The sequence below is a fragment of the Lacrimispora sp. genome (assembly GCF_032078915.1).
GTDB lineage: Bacteria > Bacillota > Clostridia > Lachnospirales > Lachnospiraceae > Lacrimispora.
The window spans coordinates 62708-88090 of sequence record NZ_DAMAUN010000005.1 but is presented as its reverse complement, the minus strand read 5'-3'; the positions used below and the strand labels follow the sequence as shown (position 1 = coordinate 88090).

The 25383-nt window shown below is 43.4% G+C and carries 15 protein-coding genes; 8 read left to right on the top strand and 7 right to left on the bottom strand.

Going from position 1 to position 25383, the window contains the following annotated elements; genetic code table 11:
* Nucleotides 1-166: 166 nt before the first annotated feature.
* Both RT269_RS03580 and RT269_RS03575 read left to right on the top strand, forming a co-directional pair.
* The gene (locus RT269_RS03580) at nucleotides 167-1891 is read left to right on the top strand and encodes a sensor histidine kinase (protein ID WP_313180614.1); all 1725 of its coding nucleotides are present in this window, start codon (nucleotides 167-169) and stop codon (nucleotides 1889-1891) included.
* Nucleotides 1884-2675 carry a response regulator transcription factor gene (locus tag RT269_RS03575; protein WP_313180613.1) on the top strand — a complete coding sequence of 264 codons (792 nt, stop codon included), beginning with the start codon at nucleotides 1884-1886 and terminating at the stop codon, nucleotides 2673-2675. The genes RT269_RS03580 and RT269_RS03575 overlap by 8 nt, the downstream gene beginning before the upstream one ends.
* Before the next feature lie 82 nt (nucleotides 2676-2757).
* On the opposite strand, the gene RT269_RS03570 is transcribed toward RT269_RS03575, so the two are convergent.
* The 6 genes from RT269_RS03570 to RT269_RS03545 are packed head-to-tail and all read right to left on the bottom strand — an operon-like array spanning nucleotide 2758 to nucleotide 9219.
* A complete protein-coding gene (locus RT269_RS03570; RefSeq protein ID WP_313180612.1) occupies nucleotides 2758-4482 on the bottom strand; it encodes an ABC transporter ATP-binding protein in 1725 nt (574 codons plus the stop codon).
* Nucleotides 4479-5300 (bottom strand): ABC transporter ATP-binding protein, encoded by an 822-nt coding sequence (locus RT269_RS03565; protein WP_313180611.1) that lies wholly within the window; start codon nucleotides 5298-5300, stop codon nucleotides 4479-4481. Before RT269_RS03565 ends, RT269_RS03570 begins: the two co-directional genes overlap by 4 nt.
* Before the next feature lie 10 nt (nucleotides 5301-5310).
* A complete protein-coding gene (locus tag RT269_RS03560) occupies nucleotides 5311-6300 on the bottom strand; it encodes a FecCD family ABC transporter permease (RefSeq protein ID WP_313180610.1) in 990 nt (329 codons plus the stop codon).
* Entirely contained in the window at nucleotides 6297-7325 is a 1029-nt protein-coding gene (locus RT269_RS03555; RefSeq protein WP_313180609.1) for a FecCD family ABC transporter permease, read from the bottom strand. The genes RT269_RS03560 and RT269_RS03555 overlap by 4 nt, the downstream gene beginning before the upstream one ends.
* Before the next feature lie 33 nt (nucleotides 7326-7358).
* On the bottom strand, nucleotides 7359-8261 hold the full coding sequence (locus RT269_RS03550) for an ABC transporter substrate-binding protein (protein ID WP_313180608.1): 903 nt from the start codon (nucleotides 8259-8261) through the stop codon (nucleotides 7359-7361).
* 25 nt (nucleotides 8262-8286) lie between these two features.
* On the bottom strand, nucleotides 8287-9219 hold the full coding sequence (locus tag RT269_RS03545; RefSeq protein WP_313180607.1) for an ABC transporter substrate-binding protein: 933 nt from the start codon (nucleotides 9217-9219) through the stop codon (nucleotides 8287-8289).
* 327 nt (nucleotides 9220-9546) lie between these two features.
* On the opposite strand from RT269_RS03545, the gene RT269_RS03540 reads away from it, so the two are divergent.
* Nucleotides 9547-10515: a helix-turn-helix transcriptional regulator gene (locus RT269_RS03540; RefSeq protein ID WP_313180606.1), complete on the top strand. Its 969-nt coding sequence runs from the start codon at nucleotides 9547-9549 to the stop codon at nucleotides 10513-10515.
* 119 nt (nucleotides 10516-10634) lie between these two features.
* On the opposite strand, the gene RT269_RS03535 is transcribed toward RT269_RS03540, so the two are convergent.
* Entirely contained in the window at nucleotides 10635-20432 is a 9798-nt protein-coding gene (locus RT269_RS03535) for a doubled motif LPXTG anchor domain-containing protein (RefSeq protein WP_313180605.1), read from the bottom strand.
* Between the two features lie 491 nt (nucleotides 20433-20923).
* Here RT269_RS03535 and RT269_RS03530 point away from each other — a divergent pair, with 491 nt between their 5' ends.
* From RT269_RS03530 to RT269_RS03510, 5 genes are read left to right on the top strand one after another with little or no spacing between them, the layout of a single operon-like run.
* Nucleotides 20924-21907, top strand: coding sequence for a methyltransferase (locus RT269_RS03530; protein WP_313180604.1), 984 nt, complete (start codon nucleotides 20924-20926; stop codon nucleotides 21905-21907).
* A gap of 2 nt (nucleotides 21908-21909) precedes the next feature.
* Nucleotides 21910-22362 carry a MarR family winged helix-turn-helix transcriptional regulator gene (locus tag RT269_RS03525; protein ID WP_313180603.1) on the top strand — a complete coding sequence of 151 codons (453 nt, stop codon included), beginning with the start codon at nucleotides 21910-21912 and terminating at the stop codon, nucleotides 22360-22362.
* 15 nt (nucleotides 22363-22377) lie between these two features.
* Complete coding sequence (locus RT269_RS03520; protein WP_313180602.1) at nucleotides 22378-23523, top strand: ABC transporter substrate-binding protein; 1146 nt, start codon at nucleotides 22378-22380, stop codon at nucleotides 23521-23523.
* 2 nt (nucleotides 23524-23525) lie between these two features.
* Entirely contained in the window at nucleotides 23526-24548 is a 1023-nt protein-coding gene (locus RT269_RS03515; protein WP_313180601.1) for a FecCD family ABC transporter permease, read from the top strand.
* Nucleotides 24548-25324, top strand: a complete 777-nt coding sequence (locus RT269_RS03510; protein ID WP_313180600.1) for an ABC transporter ATP-binding protein — start codon at nucleotides 24548-24550, stop codon at nucleotides 25322-25324. The genes RT269_RS03515 and RT269_RS03510 overlap by 1 nt, the downstream gene beginning before the upstream one ends.
* Nucleotides 25325-25383 lie beyond the last annotated feature (59 nt).

The window sequence follows — 25383 nt, the reverse complement described above, 5'->3', positions numbered from 1 at the left end:
CTTGCACATAAGAAAATCTTTTCATGACTTATTTCATAGGGCGAATGCCCGTTAGCTCATAAAACCGCAGGTTTTATGAGCTACACTGCGGACTTATGTTATAATAACTATATCCACACCCCCCCCCCTCAGCTATCACCCATATACCCATCCGGAGGTCCCCCCTATGAAAAGTAATCAGTACAAGGACTACATCAAAAAATCCTTTATGAAATACGCACTTTCCATCATATCACTATTATTTGTGCTGGTGCTTTTATTCCTACTAATCAATGTACAATGGATTATCTCCGGTCCAAATAAAAGAAATCATATTCAGTTATCCGGCATCCTGGATCAACAATTTCTGCTCTATCAACAGGGCCTGACCGAACTTACCCAAAATCCAGTTCTTCTGACCGCACTAAGCAGCACAGCCCCTGCCGCCGTCACAGCAAATAACCGGCTTCTTTATGACTTTACCAACGCCCAGACAATCCGTTCATCTTTTATACTCTTAGACCAGAATGGACGAATCGTCAGCAGCAATCTATTTGCCGGCAACCAGGAGATTTTCCATGAAAGTGATGTTTTTCGCCGCATGACCAGTCAGATGCAGGAACAGCCTGAAAAGATCTTCACGCTGCCAAGCCGGTTAAACTATGCCCATGAACAGGCGGGAGATTTAATTCTTGGCAAAGCGGTGGTAACGGACGGCGCACTTACCGGCTATCTGTTTTTTGACCTGCTGGACACCTATCTTTATGAGATCATCCGGGAATATCCTCTGGATGATGTTATCATCACGGACCGATATGATAATCTTATCTTTTCCATCAGCCGCCAGCAGACTGACCCAATAGACAAATACCCTTCCGGAAAATATCGGATGGACTGGCAGGAAGGAAGTGTGGTAAAGGTCAATGGAAAACATTATCACATTCAAAAAAGCTCACTTCCCGGAAGCTCTTTGATCTTATATACACTGGCTTCCACTGAATATCAGAAAGATCTCCTGCTATACGGCTTTGTATTCATGCTTATCGTAGGAATCCTGCTGGTCATTATTTCATTGCCTGTAACCGAACACATTACCCAGAAAAATCTTCTGGCCATCAATGAACTCCAGAAATCCATTGAGCAGATGGGAAAGGGCAACATGGACTATCAGCTCCGTTCTAAAGTATTTGATGAATTCCAGAAGCTGGATGATGCATACCGCCACATGGTAATACAACGGGAAGAACTGCTGAAATATAACAGTGAACTGTCCGAACGAAAGCGGACCATGGAAATCAAGCAATTAGAAGAACAATTTAACCCTCATTTTATTTTTAATGTTATGGAGACCCTCCGGTATGAAATTATGATTGATGCGGCAAAAGCCTCTGATATGGTTCAGTCCTTCGCCAGACTCATGCGCTACAGCATCTATTATGGCAGCACCATAGTCTCCCTCAGAACGGATATAGAATATATCAATGATTATCTCCTGCTGCAAAAAATGCGTTATAACCGGCGTTTGAAATATCATATCGATATTCCGGAGGAACTGCTGGAATACCGGATTCCCAAGCTGCTGCTTCAGCCGGTTGTGGAGAATTCCCTGGTTCACGGCATGAAAAATACCCATTCCATCTCCATTACGATCACCGCACGAGTGCAGGAAGACCTTCTGGAGCTGTGTGTGGAAGATGACGGAAGCGGGATTGATGGAGAGCGCCTTGCCAGTCTGCGGGCCGGGCTGGAATTGGAGGATGGATATAAGGAGCATATTGGTCTCTATAATTCCCATCGTGTTGTCCGTCTGTTATATGGTCCTGGATACGGCGTGACCATCGAAAGCCAGCCCGGGTCCGGCACACGGGTCACAGTAACCATGCCGGCAGATATGGAGGATTATTATGTATAAGGTTCTACTTGTAGAAGACGAAGATATCATTAGAAAAGGTCTGATGTTCATGGTAAATTGGCAGGAAATCAACTGCGTAGTCGTAGGCGAAGCCATAGACGGCGTCGATGGAATTCAAAAGATCAAAGACAATGAGCCCGACATCGTAATTGTAGATATCAACATGCCCATCATGAACGGACTGCAGATGTTGGAAGAAAGCATTAAAGAATACGGTTATGAAGCCATTATCGTATCCGGATACAGTGAATTTGAATTTGCAAAAAAGGCGATCCGCCTTGGCGTCACAGAATATCTGTTAAAACCCGTGGATTTTACAGAACTTTATGATGCGATTCTTAAGATCACCGAGAAGCTGGAAGCAAATACACGGATGAAGGGATACATCCGGCAAATCGATCTGGAGAAGAAAAAGCTGGGCATATTAGAAACAGATATTTCAGAAACCGTCACCTTCAAAAATAAATATGTGAGCTCCATGGTAAAGTATATCGAAGAGCATTATTCCTCCCGCCTTTCCTTAACCGATTTAAGCGAAGAATATAATCTTTCCTGTACCTATCTAAACACGAAATTCAAAAGCGAGACCGGCTACACCTTCAATGATTTTCTGAACCGTTACCGGATGCAGAAAGCTGTGGAACTTCTGAAATCAGATCAGTATAAGGTATATGAAATTGCGGAGATGGTGGGATTTTCTGAATATAAGTATTTTATTAAGGTATTTAAGAAGTATATCGGCTGCTCTCCGGCTAAATTTATGGAGGTGGGGGATGGGAAGTAATAGGTCCTCTCTCCTACCGCCGTTTCCACAGGAAAACGGACCACAGAAACTTCTTCCGTGATCCGTTTTTTAATAACCTTCCCTACGATGCCTGAGCTCCATGCAGGCGGGCAAAAATTCCTCCCTTTGCAATCAGTTCGTCATGAGTGCCCATCTCTGCAATACCGGTCCCTTCAAGCACTACAATCAGATCAGCTTCACGGGTAGTAGAAAGCCTGTGTGCGATCATTATGGTCGTGCGCTCCTTTGAAATCTCATTCAAAGCCGCCTGTATTTCCTTTTCTGTTTTCGTATCCAGAGCAGAAGTTGCCTCATCCAGGATCAGGATTGGAGAATCTCTTAAAATTGCGCGGGCAATGGCAATTCTCTGCCTTTGTCCCCCGGACAGCAAAACACCTCGTTCCCCGATAAACGTATCATATCCGTTTTCCATCTTTTCAATGAAATCGTGGGCATTTGCTGCTTTTGCCGCCGAAATGACATCTTCTCTTTTAGCATCTTTCCATCCATATTCAATATTCTCATATACCGTTCCATTAAAAAGGAATGTATCCTGTAACACCATGGAGATATTATCCCTTAAACTGGAAAGCGTCACATCCCGGATATCAACTCCGTCGATGTAAACAGCTCCTTCCTGAGGGTCATAAAACCGATTGATCAGGTTTGCTATGGTGCTTTTGCCTACACCTGTTGTCCCAACCAAAGCCACTGTCTGCCCTTTCTTAATGGTCAGGTTCATATTCTCCATTACCGGAATATCTTCCTGATAAGAAAAAGAGAGATCTTTCAGTACTATTTCTCCTTGTACCCGGTTAAGGATTTTTGCATTTTTCTTTTCCTTTACTTCCGGGATCTCATCAAAAACATCAAATACCCGTTTGCATCCGGCTCCGGCTTCTCCTGCCCTTTCCGCAAGAGAGGAAAAACTTTTTACAGGACCATAAAACATGGACAGATACATAACAAATCCAACAATGTCTGCAATCTCCACTTCCCCGGTTCCCACCAGGTACCCGCCATAAACGACGACGATCACCGTTCCCAATGCAGTGACAAAGGCAAGCAGGGGATACGTTGTTTCAAAAAAGAAACTTGCACGAAGATACGCTAAGCTGTGGCGAAGAGAAAGATTTGCAACCTTACTTTCCTCATGGCTTTGCTGATTAAAAATCTGAATTTCTTTTATGCCGGAAAGATTATCCTGCACCTTTCCTGCAAGCTCCCCTCTTACCTTGGAATTTTCTTTCCACGTAGGGGATACATGACGGCTCTGCCACATGGTGATTCCCAGAAGAAAAGGTATGGTAACCAGACTCATTATGGCAAGCTTTCCATTGATCGTAAACAGCAAAACTCCTACTCCTATAAATGTAAGAACATTGACTGCAAAATCCGGAATCACATGTGCCAAAAGTACCTCTGCATCCAGCGCATCATTTACTACACGGCTGGTGAGATCGCCTGTTCTGCTTTTATGAAAATAGCTTAAGCTCATATGCTGCAGTTTTCCGTAAAGCCGTTTGCGTAAGTCTGCCACATAATGAAGGGCCGCATAATGATTTAAATATCCTGCCGCAGAAGTGCCTGCCGCCTGGATGGTAGCTGCTGCCATAAGTAAGAGTCCGATACGCAGGGCCTGTACCTGAAAATCACTGATTCCTTCTGTCGCAAGTGCCGTTAATTCCCTTAGTGCCCACGGCGTATAAAATCCAGCTGCCGTAGATACCACGAGGGCAAAAAGTGCAGCGATCAGATGAATCCTGTACCTTTTTGCCTCCCGGAATATCCGCAGTGCAGTTCTCATACGGGAATCGCCTCCTTTGGGGACAGACGTTCCTGATGTAATAGAGCATACGTCAGGCACACAGGCCGTCCTGTTCTTGGTTCCTTGACAATTTCAGCATCTATGGAAAATGTCTCCTTTAATACATGAGGTACCATTACTTCATCCGGACTGCCGTGCTGAATGATTTTTCCTCCGCGGACCGCAATCATATAGTCAGAAAAACGAGCCGCCAGATTTAAATCATGAAGTACCATGGCAATGGTGCACCCCTGGCTGCGGTTCAGCCCGTATAAGAGCTCCAATATCTCAAGCTGATGAGCCAGATCCAGGTAAGTGGTTGGCTCGTCAAGTAAAATCAGATCTGTCTGCTGGGCAAGTGCCATTGCAATCCAGACTCTTTGCCGCTGCCCCCCGGATAATGTATTTACTTCCCGATGTTCCAAATCCATAAGCTTGGTTGCCGAGATTGCCCACCGTACAATTTCTTTATCCTCAGGAGTCAATTTTCCAAACCCGCTTTGGTGAGGAAACCGCCCATATGCAACCAGTTCACTTACTGTCAGCCCGCCGGGAGCGGAAGGTGATTGAGGCAAGATCGCCATTTTTTTTGCAATTTCCTTTGTGGGAAGTATTGAGATATCACCTCCATTTAAATAAACCATTCCGTTTTTGGGTTTCAAAATGCGTCCGATGGCTTTTAGCACAGTGGATTTCCCGCATCCATTGGGTCCGATGATCGAAGTGATTTTTTTTTGAGGAATCACCAGATCCAGATTCTTCACAATCAAAGCGTTGTCATAGGCAATATCTAATTTTTTTGTCGTGATACTATTCATACCTTCCTCCTTAATCTGCTTTCGCCAATAGATATAAAAAGTACGGTGTACTAAGCGCCGTAATTACGATACCTGTAGGCACATCTGCCCCCAGGCTGATGGTTCTTGTTATGGTGTCTGCAAGCAGTACAATGATCGCACCGCAAAGCCCGGAGGCAGGAAGGAACAATTTATGGTTTGGCCCCATTAATTTTCTTGCCATATGGGGGGAAATCATTCCTACAAAAAAGAAGTTTCCACCCAGGGATACACTGCCTGAAGAAAGCGCTACTGCTGCTATGGTCAATCCGATGAATTCGGGTTTTACTGCAGCACCCAGACTTAAAGCCGTTTCATTCCCTAGGTTAAGAATGTTTAGAATATGGGCCTTATAAAATACATATCCGCATAAGATCAATGTCCATGGAATCAGTATGACAAGATAGCGCCATTCATCCCCCCATAGACTGCCGGCGCTCCAGCGCTGTATAAAATCCATCTGATTCTGATCCAGCTTAAGAGTCAGCAGTGTCGTTAACGCTCCATATCCGCTTCCCAGTGCAACGCCTGTTAAAATCAACCCTGTAGGAGAGATGTCTTTCCCTCTTCTATAAGAAAGCAGAAAAATCAATCCTGCGGCAGTCATTCCTCCGAGAAAAGAAAGCAGTGGCATCAAAATCGCAGATGACACCGTCTTTGCAGAAAATAATACCACGAAAATCAGTACAAACAATCCTGAACCAGAGCTGATTCCTAAGGTACCGGGGCTTGCCATATCGTTTCGCAATAGACTCTGCATGATACAGCCGGAAACCCCCATTCCCACTCCCACAAGGATTGACAGAACAATGCGGGGAAGACGGAATTCTAAAATAATTAAGTTTTGCCGGGGGGTGCCTCTTCCCATGATCACACTTAAAACTTCTCCGGGAGTGAGATTCATTTTTCCGGAGTTAATGCTGATCACGGCAATGACTGCCATCAAGATCACCATAATGAGAAAAAGGAACTGTTTTTTCATTCAAATTCCCTCCTTTGCTTTCTTGCAAGATAAAGGAAATAAGGAACACCGATCACAGCGAATATAATACCGATTGGCGTCTCATAAGGTTTATTGATTAATCGTCCTATTAAATCGGCAAACACCGTAAGTATGGCCCCATAGAGTCCTGAAGCAGGAATGATATACCGGTAATCCACCCCTACCATATATCGGACAATATGAGGCGTAATGAGTCCAACAAAACCAACCGGCCCTACGATAATGACAGAAAGTCCGGTTAGGAGCAGTACAATCAGCGTGGAAATTCCTTTGACCAATCTGGTTTTTAACCCCAAACCGGTTGCAACATCCTCACCTAAACTCAGCACAGTGACCGAAGGGGAAAGCCAAAACGATGCCAGCACTCCTGCTGTAAAAAGAGGAAGGATTATCATAAGCTCGTTCCATTTGGCTCCTGCGGTTCCCCCTGCTGTCCAATAAGCAAGGGCATGGCCGAGACGGTATTTAATGGAGAGGAACTGGCTGAATGCTCCAAACAGCATGGAAATAGAAATTCCTGCCAAGACAAGACGCTGGGGCGTCATTCCTCCTTTTCCAATAGAAGCAATAAAATAGGTCATTGCTGTTGCAGCTGCAGCTCCCGTACATGCAAACAAAATAGTCTGGCCATAGGTGCGCCCCGGCAGGAATGCCATACAAAATGCCATAGCAAAGGTGGCTCCGGAACTGATTCCCATAAGTCCGGAGTCAGCAAGGGGATTCCGTGTTGTTCCCTGCATGATTGCTCCGCAAATTGCCAGACTGCATCCCACCATTAAATCTGCCACGGTACGCGGAAGCCGAAGTGTCTGTATGATCTGATGCTCTGTCAGATTTGGATTAAATCGAAAAATTGCTTCCCATGCAGTGGCAAGACGCATGTCAGCAGCGCCAAAAGAAATGGATGCAGCCGACAGGAAAAACAAAAGTCCAAATCCCAGAATCATATAACTAGTAAAGCTGGCAGAACCCTTCCACCGGGGCTTTATTAATGTAATTTTCATTGAAGCCTGTTCCTTTCCGCAAAGACTATCAAGTTACTCAGGCATTTTTAACATCGCATCCAAAAGATAATCCAACTGTACGCTGGAGGAATAGATGTCGATATCGTAAAACAGAATAAAATCAATGGGAATCGTTCTTCCACTTTTTACTGCAGGGAGGGATTCCCAAATGGTGTTTCCGTTCAGCTCATCAATATCTCCGGACAGAATTAAAAAGTCTCCTGCATAATCCTGGATTACTTCCATTGATACGGCCCGGTACTGGTCTTTTGCAATGATCTCGTTTTGAACAATTTCCGGTGCCTTAAACCCCAGCTGGCTGTAAATCAAGTCACCGCCGCGGCCCCATTTATCACCAAATACCCAGATACTGCCGTTTGCATCTTTCCCGAAAATGCTGACTGTTTTGTCCATAACTTGTTTTTCTGCAAGTGCTTCCTTTGCTTCTTTTATTTTTTGTTCAAAATTTTCCAAGGCTTTTTCCGCCTCTTCCTGGCGGTTCAGTACGTCCCCTAAGAAACGGACCCGTTCCTCTAAGGAGATTTCTGTAAAAGGAAGCAATACTGTAGGTGCAATTTTAGAAGCAGCATCATACTGTTCCTGATTCACGACTATAATCAAATCCGGATCATAAGATAAAATTTCTTCTGCTTCAAATTTGTCCCAGACCGGTAAACCAGCCACCTCTTTTTCGTATGCCGTTCCTGTAACATCATAAGTTGCCACAGGCTTCACTCCAAGAGCCAAGACATCTCCAATGCAATACGTTGCAATGACTCTCTGGGGATCCGCCGGCACCTCTGTTTCTCCATGAACGGTTTTTATAACTCTTGTTTCGCCGCCGGTCATCTCTGCTTTTAAGCTGCAGGCAGAAAGCAGCGTTCCAACGGAAATCGCCATGAAAAGCGCCGCCGTATATTTTTTTAGCCTCCACATGAGAACTGCTCCTTCACTCTGATCCTTATTCTGACATTCCCTGAATTGCAGAAATCGTATAATCCAACTGTGCAGATAAACTGGCTACATCCGAATAGTAAAACAATCCTTGATACTTTCCGGGAATTTCTGCAATCCGGCCTTCTGCAACAGCAGGTATGCTTTTCCAGATATCTGTCTTTGCATATTCTGATTCCTTTCCTTCCTGCTGGAACCATAATATATAATCTCCAAAGTATTCATGAGCAACCTCATAGCTTAAGGTCCCTCTGCTGTTATTGGATTCTTTGACCAATTTCTCCAGCTTCTCTGTTTTCTTTAGACCAAGATAGTCGTAAACCAAAGTCCCCCCTCTGGAACCAGTTTCATAAGCCACGCCGTTCCAATCGCCGGATGGACCCCAGTCTTCCAGAATACTGAATGTTTTCCCCTGGTATTTTTCACTTTGCAACTCTTCCTTTGCTGCGGCAAGCTTTTCCTCAAAGGCCGCAATCAGGGCTTCTGCTTCTTTTGCCTTTCCTGTCGCCTCTCCAATGATGCGCAGACGCTCAACAGAGCTTACGCTTTCTTCCGGAATGACCAGTACCGGAGCTATTTTTCCAAACTTATCAAAATCCTCTGTCTGATAGGTAATAATCAAATCCGGCTCTGCAGCCATAATATCTTCCGCTGCCCAGTTTTCCAGCTTGGCATCAGAAGAGAACTTGTCATAAAATGGCATGGTTTCCTGCTCCCATGCATTGTATCCAACCACATTCAAATCCAAAGAAAGCACATCTCCTATGTACCAATTCACGACTACACGCCGTGGTTCTAATGGCACTTCTATTTCGCCCATTGCTGTATGAATTGTGTGCGTGTCCGACGCTTTAGAGTTTTCCCGGTTTACACTGCTGCATCCTGTCAGCGTAATTAAAAGCGCAAACATGAAACAAAATATTGACCCTATTTTCTTCATATCAAGTCTCCTTAAAATTGTGATAATTTTCATTTTTACAGCGTGAGAGCTTACCTTTTTCACCTTTCGTTAGTCTTAACTAACTAAGCAGAATACTAACACATTAAAAAATATACGTCAATATGGCCTGAAGCCATTATGAGGAAGCTTCTATTTTATTTAACTGATCAAACACACTGTTTTCCTCTGATTTCTAATGTTTTTTTGATTTTACACCAAGCAATATGGAGTATAAATAAACCAAATTGGAGCATCATTCCATTGTCTTATTTTCTTCTTTCATGTATAATTTGGTAATATAAAAGTTAGAAAGTGAGCCTTCATACAATGAATGAATACCACGCCGCTTCATGGGAAGCCATGGCGAAAAAATATAACTTAGATCAGCGGACCTACGGACCTGGCACCGGATATTACTTTCCGCCCCACTGGTCCAATGGATGGATTGTTGAAGCATGTCCTGCAAAAGGCCTGTTTGTTTCCAGCGCATGGTTTACTCCGGATAAAAAAATCGTCCACGCCATCGACGTGAAAAGACCATTTTTGTGGATCTTTTGTATTGACTGCGGCAATATGATATATTCCCAGCAAGGCAGGATATCAACTGAGTTTACACCCATGACTCACGTTCTGGTTAATCCTCAGCAGCCATTTCATTTGACCTTTCCAAAAGGAATCCATACCTGCTTTACCAGTGTTCTTATTTTCGATGATTTTTTGCAGCCTTTTTTGAAAACAAGAGACAATCCCCCAAAGATCAGCATTGAAGATGCAAAAGCATGGGAAACAGAACATTACAACACATCAAATACCATGATGATATTAGAGCAGATCCGCTGGGCAGTACGCAATGCGGATATGCCCCTCCTTGCCTTTGAAGGAATGGTGCTTCATCTGCTATGTTCCATCGCCAGAAACTATCCGGTAACTCCAGATCGGAGGAGCAATCGGAGAAACTATGTAACATGGGAAAATGAGAAAAAAGTTTACTCTGTAAAACTGAAAATTGACGAAAACATACTTCAGGTTCCGCCAATGGAAGAATTGACAAAAATAGCAGACATGAGCGAGAGCAAATTACGCTTAAGCTTTAAAAACATTTATCAGATCCCCCTTTATGATTATATCCGCAGAGAAAAAATGAAGCGTGCCATGCAGCTTTTATCTGCAGATCACTTAAGCATCCGGGATATATCAGAGTTATGCGGCTATAAAAATGCGTCCAAATTTGCTGCCGCCTTTCAGGATGTCCATGGGGTTACACCAAGCGAATTTAGAAAGACTTTTAATTTATAAGAACTTCAAAAAGTCACTTTAGACCCAACTGGATACCACGTCAAAATAAGAGATAAAAACCCCGCGTAAACATTTGTTTACGCGGGGCCGCCCCCTCCATGCACCTGGCGCCATTTCTTTTACCGGTTCCCCCTCTTGTTCCTGCCGCTTAATGCCGCATAAGCTGCCAGCAGGAATCCTGATAATAATGCTACAAGTCCCTGTACATGCATTTTGTCGCCTGTCTTTGGCAGACCTGCTAATGGAATATTGCCGTCATCGATCATTAAAAGGCTGGTTTCTATGTCATTCTCAACTGGTAAATTTGATAATGGTACCACATCAGGAGTGATTGTCACAAGGTTATCACCCGGGCCGCCCGGTACAAAGGGACGATTCATATTCGGAGAGGATCCTCCGCTGTTACCGCCTCCTCCGCTGTTACCGCCGCCACTGCTTACGTAGGTCACTGTCAGTCTGCCTGCAACATAGGTGATCTCATAGTTCGCAGTTACATCAAGGTCTCCGGATGTGATCACCGCATCACTGGCGGTATTGTCACTGCTGCCAACCGACTTTTGAGCTCCCTTCAAGAGAACGCTCTTCAAACTCTGGCCTTCCGCCAGCTGTCCATGGGTGATTTTAGCAGTATTGGCACTTAGATCCGTTCCATCATACCTCTTTTCTGCACTGTCCGCAGTAATGGTGACCGGCCTCCTGTTAATTGTCACGGTGCCTTTCACTACATCAGTTTCTGCATAGTTTGGATTCTGGGCTTTTACATATACAAAGTAAGTTCCTGCATCTGTAAAGGCCGGCTTTTTCTCGCTGAATGTTACCTGATCCAGAGAGTATAATAAGGTGGACCCAGCTTTTAGCGCTGCTGCATCTTTTAAGCCGTATGCGTGGCCGTCATAGATCACTGTCTGCCCGGCAACACTTACTCCGTTGTTATTCGCAGCATAGATCTTCAATTCCCCGTTAATAACAGTGACCTTGTAGTTGTCATTTGTGTTATAAGATGCCGTTAATGTTATCTGATCAGAGGCATCTTCCTTCTTTTGGTCTGCCTCAAGCCTGAGATAATGAATCGTTCCTAAGTCCCCTTCCGTAACCAGACCGTCAGCCTGGCCGGTAAACTCCGGATCTGCCGTACCGTACTCCTTGCTCTTATTGTCTACCCGGATGGTTATATCCTTTGCTGCCACCCTGATGATTACGGCTTTCGCTTCCAGATCCACGTATCCAGGCCTTGTTGCCTTTATCTGGACAGTTACAAATCCTTCTGATACATTGGTTACGCTTGGAGGGTTTTCCGCCCACTCACCGTCTCCTGTCTTGTAGAACGTCGTGTAACCAGGTGCATTCTCCAGCGTTGCCCCTGCTGCATGAGGAGCTCCGTCATATTCCCAGGTACCGCCTGTTCCTGTTAAGGAAGCATTTTCAAGCGATGCTGTCTTGATCTCAAAGTCTCCATTCTTCGCAGTAACAATATAATTGCCATTCTCTGTATACGCCGGCACAATGACATTGGGATAGCTTCCTACCGCTTCAGCATCATTGCTTCTTATGTAAGCGATATTCCCCAGATCCTTCTGACTGATCAGGCCCTCCACCGTTCCGGAGAATTCAGGATCTGCATCATCATAGTACTTAAATGCATGATTTGCTGTGATAAATGCCTCTTGTGCATTTATTTTCAGCGTCACATCATCTGCGGTCAAATCCTCGTAACCGACTCTGGCTGCTTTTACAGATACAGTCACTGTTCCATCTGATACATTGGTCACGCTTGGCGGCGCGGTACTCCATTCACTGTCACCGGTCTTGTAATAAATGGTATAGCCATCTGCATGATCCAATAAGCCCTTTGCTTCATGGGCAGCTCCGTCATAAGTCCATTCGCCGCCCTCCGCTGTCAGGCCTGCTCCTTCCATAGCTGCCGTCTTGATCTCAAAGTTGCCCTTCACAACGGATACGGTATAGTTCTTATTTTCTGTAAACACAGCATCCAGAACTCCCGTGTATACAGCCACATCGTTATCCTTGTTCGTTCTGATATAGCTGATTGACCCCAGATCTCCTTCATTTATAAGGGGCTCTACGGTTCCAGTAAAGACAGGATCCGGTTGATCATAAAATCTGGAGCTGCTATTCACATGAATGGCAATTGCCTTGGGAATGATCTGCAGTGTTACATCATCTGCGTTCAGATCCTCATAACCATTTCTCATTGCTTTTACAGATACTGTCATCAGCCCTTCCGATACATTGGTCACACTTGGTGGTGTGATGCTCCAGTCACCCTCACCAGCTTTGTAATAAATGGTATAGCCTTCTGCATGATCCAATAATCCTTTTGCCTCATGGGCCGTTCCGTCATAAATCCACTTGCCGCCTTCTGCTGTCAGCTTAGCACCTTCCATGGTTGCCTTCCTGATTTCAAAATTTCCCTTGGAAACAGTAACCGAATAATTAGGATTCGCCTCGTACCTGGCATCTAAAACCTCCTCATAATTCCCTACATCTTCCGCTTGATTTGTTCTCACATAGCTGATCGTCCCCAGATCTCCTGCATTTACCAGTTCCGGCCCGGGTCCGCCAAAGGACGGGTCATCGCTGCCATAATATTTCCAGGCATCTGTAATGGGAATGGTCACGGCCTTGGGAATGATCTTTATTTCTACCGGCCCTGCGGTAAGGGTCTCATATCCGGTCTTTACAGCCTTCACAGATACGGTTACAGTGCCTTCCTTAACGTTGGTTATGCCTGGAGGTGTTGTCGTCCATCCTTTATTTCCTGCCTGGTAGTAGATTACGTAGCCGTCCGCATTCTCTATGCCGGCAGTGATTGCATGTGAATTTCCGTCATAGGTCCATTCACCGCCTGCGATACTTACTTTCGCACCTTCCATGGAAGCTGTTTTAATTTCAAAGGTTCCCGGGATTATGGTTACGTCATAGTTGGAGTTCTCTGTGTATTTTGCATTCAGAACTCCCGGATATACATCGACTTCTTCTGCGTCATTGGTTCTCACATAGCTGATCGTTCCCAGGTCACCCTCTGCCACAAGACCACTTAAATTTCCTGTGAACGCCGGATCCGGCTGGTCAAACGGTTTGGTAGCATCTTCTACGGTAATGGTGACTGCTTTTGGAGTGATGCTTAAGGTTACTTCATTTGATACCAAGTCCTCATAGCCAGTCCTTGTTCCTCTGGCAGTCACTGTCAGGGTTCCTTCATCTACATTTTTTACACTTGGAACATCCTCGGACCAGTTCTCACCTTTGTCTATACTGTATTCGATCTTGTATTTCTGCAGTTTCGTCAGGATTCCATCGAATACATCCAGTGATGCCTTGTGAGCCTTTCCGTCATAAGGCCAGCTTCCGCCTTTGATTTTTAAAGTCACATCCGGATCCTTAGCTAACCGGATCTCGAAATCGCCTTTTGTAATGGTTACGTTGTAGTTATTATTTGAAGTGTATTGAGCACTTAAAACCTCTTGATACTTACCTACTCCCTCGTCATCATTGGTTCTGATATAACTGACTGTACCTAAATCTGTTTTGTTTACAAGACCGCTTACCCTGCCGTCAAAGACCGGATCCGCCAAGTCAAAGTATTTCCAGTTATGATCTACCTTTATGGATGCTTCCTTCGGCGTTATCCTGATAATGACTGGTTCTGCTTCCAGAGTCACATATCCCGTTCTGACTGCCTTTACATAAACGGTTAATGGACCATCGGATACATTGGCTACGCGTGGTGCTGTTTCTGTCCACTTACCATCTCCCAGCTTATAGAAAACTGTATAATCAGGCGCATTCTTAAGCTCTGCTCCCGCTTCATGGGAGGATCCGTCATACACCCACTCTCCTCCGATTCCTTCTACGGAAGCATTGGGAATTGATGCTGTCTTGATTTCAAAGTTCCCATACTTCTCAGCTACAATGTAATTGTCATTTGCAGTATAAGCCGGTACAATTACATTTCCATAAAATGCTACGCTTTCTTCCTCCGGATTACTTCTTATGTAAATGACCTTTCCAAGATCATTCTGGTTTATCAGGCCATCCACCATTCCGGTGAATACCGGATCAATTTCACCAAAGTTCTTGAAGGAATTATCTGCCGTGATGGTCACTGGCTTTGCATTGATCTTAAGAGTTATATCCTTTGACGTCAGGGGCTCATAACCGGTTCTTTCCGCTTTCACGGATACGGTTGCCAGTCCATCGGATACATTGGTCACGCTTGGTGGCGTGGTACTCCAGACACCATTTCCAACCTTATAATATACGGTATAACCATCCGCATTGTTAAGCTTTGCTTCAGCCGCATGAGCGGCTCCGTCATACACCCAATCACCGCCGACTCCTTCTACGGAAGCGTTGGGAATCGATGCTGTCTTAATTTCAAAATCGCCCTTTGTAACGGTTACGGTATAGTTGGAATTCTCTGTAAATAATGCCTCCAGTACTCCCGGATATTTCTTTACATCTTCTCCATTATCGGTTCTCACGTACTTGATTTCTCCAAGATCTCCGGCATTTATAAGACCGTCTGGTGTTCCGGTGAACACTGGATCTGACTCTCCATAGAATTTCCAGATACTATTTACCTTAATGGAAGCTTCCTTGGGGTTGATCTTAAGAGTCACGTCGTCTGCAGTCAGATCTACATAGCCTCTCTTTACTGCCTTAACAGATACGGTTACCGTTTCTTCGGACACGTTGGTCACGCTTGAAGGTGTCATGCTCCAGTCGCTGTCTGCGGTTTTGTAGTAAATGGTATAACCGTCCGCATTCTTTAATAATCCCTTTGCTTCATGGGCCGTTCCATCATAGATCCACTGGCCGCCTTCCGCCGTCAGTTTAGCACCTTCCATGGTTGCCGTCCGGATCTCAAAGTTTCCCTTGGAAACAGTAACCGAATAATTGGGATTCTCCTGGTATCTGGCATCTAAAACTTCCTCATACTCCCCTACATCTTCCGCTTGATTTATTCTCACATAGCTGATCGTCCCCAAATCTCCTGCATTTACCAGGTCCGGTCCGGTTCCGCCAAAGTCCGGGTCATTGCTGCCATAATACTTCCAGGCACCTTCTACGGTAATGGTCACAGCCTTGGGAATAATCTTTATTTCTACCGGCTCTGCGGTAAGCGTCTCATATCCGGGCTTTACAGCCTTCACAGATACGATTACTGTACCTTCCTGAACGTTGGTTATGCTCGGTGGTGCTGTCGTCCACTCTTCATTTCCCGTCTGGTAGTAGATTACGTAGCCGTCCCCATTCTCTATGTCAGCGGCTATTGTATGTAAATTTCCGTCATAAGGCCATTCACCGCCTGCAATCCTTACTTTCGCACCTTCTATGGAAGCTGTTTTAATTTCAAAGGTTCCCGGGATAACGGTTACTTCATAGTTGGAATTCACTGTGTATTTTGCATCCAAAACTCCCGGATATACATCGACTCCTTCTGCATCATTGGTTCTCACATAGCTGATTGTTCCCAGGTCGCCCTCTGTCACAAGACCATTTAAATCTCCTGTGAACACCGGATCCGGCTGATCAAACGGTTTGGAAGCATCTTCTACGGTAATGGTGACTGCTTTTGGAGTGATGCTCAAGGTTACTTCATTTGATACTAAGTCCTCATATCCAGTCCTTGTTCCTCTGGCAGTCACTGTCAGGGTTCCATCATCTACATTTTTTACACTTGGAATATCTTCGGACCAGTTCTCACCTTTGTCTATACTGTATTCGATCTTGTATTTCTGCAGCTTCGCAAAGATCCCATCGAATACATCCAGCGATACCTTGTAAGCCTTTCCATCGTAGGGCCAGCTTCCGCCCTTAATCTTTAAGTCCACATCCGGATCCTTGGCTAACTTGATCTCAAAATCTCCTTTCATGACAGTTACAGTGTAATTGTCATTAGGGGTATAGTTCGCATTTAAAACCTCTTGGTACTTACCCACTCCCTCCTCAAAATTGGTTCTGGTATAAGTGACTGTACCTAAGTCTGCGTCATTCATAAGGCCGCTTACCTTACCTTTAAATTCAGGATCCGGCTGGTCAAATTGCTTATAGCTGTTTTTTACCTTTATGGTTGCAGCCTTCGGAGTTATCTTGATCGTGATATCACCTGCATACAGATCCACATATCCTGTCCTCGACGCCATTACCTGAACGGTTTTTGCTCCCTCCGATACATTGGTGACACTTGGAGCAGTCGTAGTCCAAGGTCCATCTCCTTCCTGATAGAAAATAGTATAACCAGGTGCATTCTCAAGTGTTGCTCCTGCCGCATGAGGAGCTCCGTCATATTCCCAGGTGCCGCCGTTTCCTGTTAAGGAAGCATTTTCAAACGATGCTGTCTTGATCTCAAAGTTTCCATTTTTCACTGTAACGGTATAATTGCGATTCTCTATATACGCCGGCACAATGACATTCGGATATCTTCCTACCGCCTCAGTCCCTTGATTACTTCTCGTATATAAGACGCTGCCAAGATCATTCTGATCGATCAGACCGTATACCGTTCCGTTAAATTTGGGATCTGGGGTTCCATAGGGCTTGGAGGCATCGTTTACTTTAATGGTCGCTGCCTTCGGTTCAATCGTCAGTTTGCCTGAAGCCGTAGTAAACTTAAACTGATTTGTTACATTATTTCCGCTATCATTAAGGATCTGGGGACTACCGGAAAGGATGATGGGATAACCTCCGTCCTTTACATCCGTTCCCGAACCCACTGCCGTAATACCAGTCAATGTATAACCTGCCGGAAGACCGCTTGTTGTGAAAGAAGACCCATCAACTGACTGCTGCTGGCCGTTGTAAGTTTTAATCACCTGATCCGCAGTAATAACCACTGTGGTTTTAGCCTTCCACTGTGCATAAACAGTCTTATTCTCAGATACGGTAGTATTTTCTGTAAAAGCGGTTCCTTTTCCATCAGGAGAGGTATTCCAACCCATGAAAATATAGTCATCATCCCTAGCCGCCTTTGCAATTTTATCTCCAAGTGCTGTATCCTTCGGAATTGTAACAGTGCTGACAGAAGGAGTTCCTCCATTTCCGTCAAATGTTACCGTGACATCTGAAATGAGCTGATAGCCAAAATATAGATTAACGGCCTTATTCTGGGCGTTTAAGCTGACATCGGACGGATTTGGTGATCCATTCTTACCGGTACCTGCACTGGCGGCAACGTACTGATATTTGCTGTCTTCATATTGGATCACTGCCGGAGCGGAAACAGCGTAGGTTCCAAATGGCAGCGAATCGCTTTCATATAAATCGGTTCCTAATACAACGCGTTTGTTGAATTCAACGATCTGACCTGTTGCTTCGGTGGAACTGATAGGGTATCCATCTTTATTTACCAGATAGTAGTTCCTTGTGATATTTCCTACATCTCCCACAGGTAAACGGGGATTCGGTATGTCTTTCGTTTTTATCACATAATTGGGATCCTTATAAGTTACATCTGCATTCTTATTCGTATACGGCGATGTGCCGCCCTGTACGCTTTTTTTCACTCGGATGTAAATCGTCAAGGTTTCCTTATTTTCTGAAATATTTCCGAAGTTCCATGTAACGGTACGGCCGTCCGCCGATTTGGTTGCAGTACCTGTAGACGCATCATACCATGAACCGCCATTGTAATCTGTGACAATATCAAATGCATCTGTATTGATTACGTCTGTAATCACAGCATTTGTACCTGCAATTTTAATGGAGCTTGCAATATTGTTATAGACCTCTGGCAGCTGGTTGATATCCTTAATATTTTTAGCATAAGTGTTCTTCGGTTCGCTGGCTAATGGCATGATAAAGCCGTTAAATGCTGAAATTCCAATGTCAAGTCCCAGGGAATAGATCGTAACACCATCGTTTCTCAGCCTTTTCGCTCCTGCTTCTCCCGTACGGTAAGGGCTCCACACATTATCCCTTGGTTCCCCATCACTCATAAATACAATATACGCAGGCCTTGAGGAATCCCAGCGCCCATTAATTGCATCTTCTGCTTTATCAAAGGCTACATCATAATTAGTACCGCCTAGTGCAGACATTTTCGAAGCCAATACATAATCCGTAAAATATTTAGCTGCTGTATACGTCGATTGATTGACCCTGATGGTATCGTCTGCCTTTATAAAAGATTCCCCGGACCCAAATGGATACCTTGCCGCACTGGAATCAAAATCAACAATAGCCAGGCGGTTATCTGAATCCACACCATCCTGCGGCTTATACAAATTCGTGATAAAGGCTTTGGCTGCGTTTACGGCTAGGGTCCACTTTTTACCCGCCATGCTTCCGGAACTGTCTATTACCAATACAACATCGCTGCCCTGGCGAATCGGATTTCCAAATATGGAAAATTCAATTTTAGCGATTCCATTGTTTTCATCTATCCACTCAGCAGTTTTTGTCGGAAATACCATTCCAGGTGTTGTACTGTCTTCGCTAAGAAGGGTGAAAGCGGATCTGGCTTTTAAAGCCGCATAGGATTTGGGCTGAACCACCACATCTTCCTCTTCCTTATCCGGAGTAATCTCTTCATAATAAAGATCAAATTTGTTCTCTTCCTGCTCCCCGATTATGATATGATCCTGAGGACCTCCCAAATACTCTAATGTATCCTTATTCCAGCTATAATCACTGGCAAAGACCTCTTCTCCCGCATCGAAGCCTGTTAAGGTCTCAGTTTCCACCTTCTCCTCATCATTATAATAAGCGTGATGATTAACGATAAGTGTAAGGCCGTCTTTCTGAACAGCCGTTAAGTCCTTTAAGGTTACAACATAAGCCTTAGCATAATAAGACTCATCCACGATAACATGTCTGTATTCTTCTCCCTTAGTGGACTTTTTTGTGTTATTTTGAGAATCGGATCCGTTTTTCTCCTCTTCCTCCATGGTTTCGCTGGCATTACCCGGTGTGGCAACATCATCAGAAACAGTATCTTCAACAGAAGCTGTCAATACATGAACCAAATGACGGGACATGGAGATCTGTTCTGTTTTTGCATCCGTTTTTTCCACAGCAGGTTCCTTAGGCTCGCTAATCTCTGAGCCATGGTCAGAATTATGCTCTTTGCTCTCCGACGTTTCTTCTGGTGCAGCGGGTTTCTCCGCGTTCTCTTTACTTTCATCCGAAGCTGACATTTCATCCCGTGTATTATCCGATGTTTTATCCGGTGTTTCTTCTGGAGCCTCCGATGTTTCTTCTGGAGCCTCAGCTGCTTCCTCTGGTACAACTGCAGACTCTGTGTTCTCTTCGGTTTCACTCGGCCCAATTGTTGTATCCGGTATTACATCCGGTGTTTCTTCTGGAACAGTCGTTTCTTCTTCCGCAGCACCTTTCCCGGGGGGCTGATTATCTCCCTTTCCATTCCCGCCTGGTACCGTTATTTCCTTTTCCAGTAAAAAAGTATTTCCTTTGACGGAAACTTTTTCTGTTAAATATCCGTCAATATCAGTACGGAATTTTATAGTTCCTTCTGAATCATTCATATACAGAAAGATTATCTTTTCATTTCCGGTAAGCTGATATCCTTCCTTTTGATCCTTCACTTGGATAAACATCCTTAAAAGCGCTCCGTCAGCGGCTTCTTCCTCATCCGTATCATAAGAAGGCATGAATTCATATACGGAACCACCTTCAAATAATTTCTTATATTCCTTTGATGTACCTTCTTCTGAAGTAATGCCCAGATCATCAAAATCCAGTGTATTTCCTTCATCAACTGCTGCCTGGGCAGAATCCTTTAGATCCTCTCCGGACATGATAAATGTAACATTTTGAGTCTCTAACGCATTTCCTACATCCGCCCATGACACCGTATTAAATGATGTGGCCGTTACGCAGAAAGCAAGGAAACCTGCCAGGCTCCGCCTGAATTTACTTCTCACTTTTTTCATAATAAAGTCCCCCTCCTTAGCTAATATTTATTCAACTATCTTCTCCTGGCCTATCAAACCAGGATTGTCATATTAAGAACTCCATATGAAATTTATTTTCACCGCTGCTGCCTTGAAACCGACAGTAAATCATACCCTGTAAGTTGGAGTTTGCCTATACAGGATCTATTCAGCGAATAAAGGTTACAAAACATAGTTACAATTATCACTTTGACTGTAATTGGTATGTTTTTTCCATTATAAATCTCGCCGGTTACAGAGTGGTTACTTATCCTATATTACTTCTCATCTCATTCAAATATTTTACATTTTATATAAGGGTATTTATTCCCGGTTCATTTCCTTTCCGTAAAGCAGCGGCGGCAAACCCGCCGGAAACGAACCGACAGCTTTTGTAAGTAAAAATGTATGCTTGACATACAATTGTTTTTATTGTATGCTTAGCATACAATTAGGTTAGTTTATGCTAACTATAAAAGGAGGCTGAACATATGCAGTCAGAAATCACGCCTGATAATTACTATCAGGTACTTAGACAATATCAGTCGGCACAGTTGCTGTTTGAAGCAATTAAATCAGATGTCTTTTCTTATTTAGATAACCCGGCTTCAGCAAAAGAAATTGCTGAAAAGACTGGATATTGTGAAAGAAATGTTGGTTTACTTTTACTTGCACTTTCTACATGTGGTTATATAGAAAAGCAAGGTAATTATTACTGCAATACGAAAGAAGGCACCGCGTATTTATCTAAGTCAAGTCCCTATTATCTTGGGAAAACGATTTTGTTTCGTGAAGAAATGACAACGCTTTACAATCTTGCAGACAAAGTAAAGTGTGGCTTAAACGATAGCTCCGGCTCTTGCTATGATTTTTCCTCATTAGCAGAGGTGACTGTACCTGAAATGTATGCCACTGGACGGGTAAAAGGTTTTATTGATGAAATAAAAAATGTCTTTACAAATTCATCAGCCCAATTAAAAATGCTGGATTTAGGCGGTGGTTCCGGAGTATTTGCCATGGAGTTTGCAAAGAACTACCCAAACAGTAACGCTTATGTATTTGAACATCCAAGCGTAGCAAATACAACAAGTAGAATAATTTCCAATCATAAAATGGAAAATCGTGTTTCAGTTATAGCTGGCGATTTTAATACAGATGATATAGGCGGATCCTATCATTTAATTGTTGCTTCCGGAATATTGGATTTTACAACAGAAGACTTAAATAATTTTATGAAAAAGATTGCAGCTGCAATTTTAGATGACAGCTATTTTCTATTGGTTGGGCGCTATTCAGAAACTGAAAATTATCCGAAAGAAAATATATTAAGCTGGCTTTCTGGATATATGAATGGAATAAAACCTCCGCCCACTAAAAAACAAGTGGATTTGGCGTTGAATAATTCCAATCTGAAAGCAGTTCACGCAATACAAACCGGACGGTTTCTAGGCTGTCTATATAAAAAGGTGGTGTAGTTATGGAGAAGTTAGAAACAGAGGTTATCAATTCATTTATTACTCTTACTGAAAACATTTCTAACAGCAGGACAAATGTTTTAGATTTTGGGAGTGAGGATATGACTTTTTACCGCGGCGAAATACACATTATCAAAATGATCGGTGATTATCCAGGTATATTTAGTTCCGAGATCGCCCGCCGCTTTGGTATCACTCGTGCTGTTGTGCATAAGACATTGCTCAAATTGGAAGATAGAGGACTTGTTAACAGAGAACCGTACAATGATGATAAAAAGAGGCAAAAACTATTTCTGTCTGAAAAGGGCCAGTTAGCTTATCGTTATCACGAAGAGTATCATAACAAATATGACAAGGTATTGTTTGATTATGTAGCCGAATTATCAAACAGCCAATTAGAAACGATTAAAGGTTTTCTGGAACACGCCAGTAACCTTATTAAAAACCATGCATAAAAACAGGAGGACAAAATGAAAAAAACACTTATTTCTTTTTTGTTAGCAGCAATAACGTTATTCTCTTTCGCCGGTTGTACTGATAAGGCACAACCAATCAATGCACCGGAAACAGTCAATAAAGAAAGAGCTGCAAGCAGCAGCCCAACCGAAAGCGTACAATCACAAGCAAGAACCATTACAGACTTGGGCGGTAATGTGGTTGAAATTCCACCGTCATCAGAAATCAAACATGTCGTAGTTATTACTCCGCCAGTCACATCCGTTTTACTTGAGGTCATTCCTGACAATGCTATGATCGTTGGCCTTAATCCAAAAGCCTTTACCTTTTCAAATGCAGCTGCAATGTCAAAGTTATTTCCAGACTATAAAAATGTTGAAACAACATTCGTTGGTGACGACTTTTCAATCAATACCGAAACTCTCTTACAACTCAATCCCGACATTATTCTTTATTATGGCGAAGGTCAGAAAAAAGGGCTTGAAAATATTGATCTTCCCATCGTTAACTTCTTTTCACCCAAACTAACCGATCCCAAAGATGTGACGATTGCTTGGGATATTTTACTCCGTGAAATATTTGAGGTAGATGGCAGCAAGGGCTTACAGGCAGAATGGGAGCATTCCGATGCAAAAGTTACAGAAGTTTTAGCAAACCAGACGGACGATTCTAAGCATGCATTGTGGGTATTTAGCAATGTGAGCGGTAAATTAGTGGTAGCTGGAAGCAGCTCTTTTGACGCTTACGCTCAAAGTTTCTTTGATAAGGCAGGGCTTATCAATGTTGCAGCGGCCATACAGGGAACTGCCGAGGTTGATATGGAGCAGGTTTATCAATGGGACCCTGACATTATATTTGTCTTTCATAATGCACCAGCAAAAGCGATTTTGAATAATAGCATTGAGGGCCAGGATTGGTCGCTGTTGGAAGCTTGGAAGAATAAAGAAGTTTATGATATTCCACAAACAGCATATTCTTGGGGTGCACCTTGTGCAGATTCTCCTCTTATGCCGTTATGGCTAATCTCTAAATCATATCCTGAACTCTTTAGTGAGGAAGATTTCCGCACCGAATTGGCTGGATATTATGAACGTATACATAACGTTACATTGACTGATGATGATATGACCTCCATTTTAAGCCTTAGGGAAATGAAGTAGCTATGGAGAAAATCTCGAAGAAACAATATTGGCTTACAATTACAGTTCTAAGTATATTGCTCATTTTAATAATAATTGGTTCACTCATTATTGGACGATATGAAATGAGCCTTGCAGAAATCTGGAACGTACTTATCAATCGCTTAAATGGCACTCAAGACGATACACTAAAAATTGTCGATCACGTTTTGATAAAGGTGCGGCTTCCACGGATTTTGTTAGCCGGATTCGTAGGGGCCGGATTATCTATATCCGGAGCTGCTTTACAGGGGACATTCCAAAACCCTCTTGTGAGCCCGGATCTTTTAGGGGTCTGTGCCGGAGCCGGCTTTGGTGCAGCTTTAGGTATCCTGCTTTTTTCTGACAATCGTATGCTTATGTCCCTATTCCCATTTGCTTTTGGTTTATCCAGCGTACTGTTGGTGTTTTTCCTTGCCGGAACAAAAGGACATGCAGAAACATTGTCACTTGTGCTTTCAGGTATAGTTATTTCATCCATTTTTAATGCACTTACTTCTCTTGTAAAATATGCGGCAGATACAGGGGATAAACTTCCAGCTATTACATTTTGGCTGATGGGTAGTTTTTCCAACACTACATATACTCATTTAAAAATTTCCAGTATTCCCATCCTGGCAGGTATAATTGGATTACTTGCCCTGCGTTGGAAAATCAATATCTTATCCCTTGGGGATGAGGACGCCTATACAATGGGAATTAACCCACTGTACACCCGGTGGCTTATCATTGTCTTATCCACATTGGTAACGGCAGCTTGTGTTACAGTATCTGGCATTATTGGTTGGATCGGCCTTGTTATACCACACATATGCAGAAGGCTTGTAGGGGTCAATCATGGGACCCTGCTTCCGGTTTCCTGCTTAATGGGTGCTATATTTATGATTCTGGTAGACAGCATAGCAAGAAATCTGACAACAGCCGAGATACCGATTGGTATTCTAACCGCCTTGATTGGTGCCCCTTTCTTTGCAATCATCTACCGGCGCACAAAAGGAGGAAGATAATGCTTTTAGAAGTCAAAAATGGAACCTTCTATTATCACAGGGAAGTACCTATCTTGCATAATGTTAATTTTACCATGGAAACAGGCGAAACAATGGCTGTTATGGGACGAAATGGCATTGGTAAAACAACACTTATTAAATGTATTGCAGGGATATTACAATGGAAAAACGGTTATTCCATTGTAGCAGGACAACAAAGTAATGACAAAAAGCCCATAAGCAAAATAGGATATGTGCCGCAAGCGCATAAATCCTCGTTTCCATATACAGTGAGGGATATGGTGGTCTTTGGAAAGGTGGGCCACAATTCATATCTTGCAACACCTCGAAAAGAAGATTATAGCCTCGCAGATAAGATTTTGGAACGTATTGGCATTGAGGATTTACACAATAAATGCTGTAATGAGCTAAGTGGCGGGCAACTTCAACTTGTCTTTATTGCCAGAGCATTAATAAACTCCCCACAGCTTTTAGTACTAGATGAACCAGAAGCACATTTAGACTTCCGCAATCAAATAAGGCTGTTGAAACTGCTTCAGAGCTTTACTTCAGAACAAAATATATCTTGCATTATAAATACACACTATCCGAATCATGCAGTCAGAATCGCTGATAAGTGCTTTTTATTAGGTGATAATGATTACAAAGTAGGTCCAATGCAAGAAATAATGACAGAGAAGAATATTGAAAAATATTTTTCTGTACACTCTCAAATGCTTTACGCAACCTATAGAGGAAAACAAATACCTAACTTTGTATTCTTAGATGAAGTTTAAATACTGCCTGGAATACGTCTGTTTAGAAATAAAAAGAAAGCCGAAAACCTGGTAAGATC